This window comes from Aliivibrio sp. S2TY2, from assembly GCF_028765525.1.
GTDB classification, from domain to species: domain Bacteria; phylum Pseudomonadota; class Gammaproteobacteria; order Enterobacterales; family Vibrionaceae; genus Aliivibrio; species Aliivibrio finisterrensis_A.
Window position 1 is genome coordinate 1 of sequence record NZ_JARACS010000045.1, and the last position, 494, is coordinate 494.

The following is a 494-nucleotide window of genomic DNA, read 5'->3' on the forward strand; positions in this document are numbered from 1 at the left end:
CCTTTTTCATCGGCATTGATGATGTCATCTTCGCCAGAATCGATAAGAACCGTTGGTGCAACATCACTACCGTTGTCGCCTTCGCCATCACCTGGTGCAACCAAATCCACGCCCGCCGTATCGCTGCCCGTCGCTGACTCATTGCCTGCCGCGTCAACAACAATCGCACTCACTTCTGTTGTTTGACCATCCACTATCGCTGTCGCTGGGATCGCTACGCTGAACTTACCGTCGGTGACGGTAATCTCTGACAATTTAATAGTCTCTGTTGTGCCATCTGAGAAGGTTACAACCACACTGTCTTCTGCAGTGTTCGTACCTTCTGGCAGCGTAATTGTTGCCGTAACACCCACGTCTTTTTCCGCCGCATTGATGGTGTCATCATCGCCAGAATCGATAAGAACCGTTGGTGCAACATCACCACCGTTGTCGCCTTCGCCATCACCAGGCGCCACCAAATCAACGCCTGCCGTATCGCTACCCGTAGCTGACTC

Annotated in this window: 1 pseudogene; it reads right to left on the bottom strand. The window is 52.4% G+C overall.

Features of this window, described 5'->3' with window-relative positions:
* Positions 1–494, bottom strand: a pseudogene (locus PVK63_RS19930) (hypothetical protein); the annotation flags it as partial.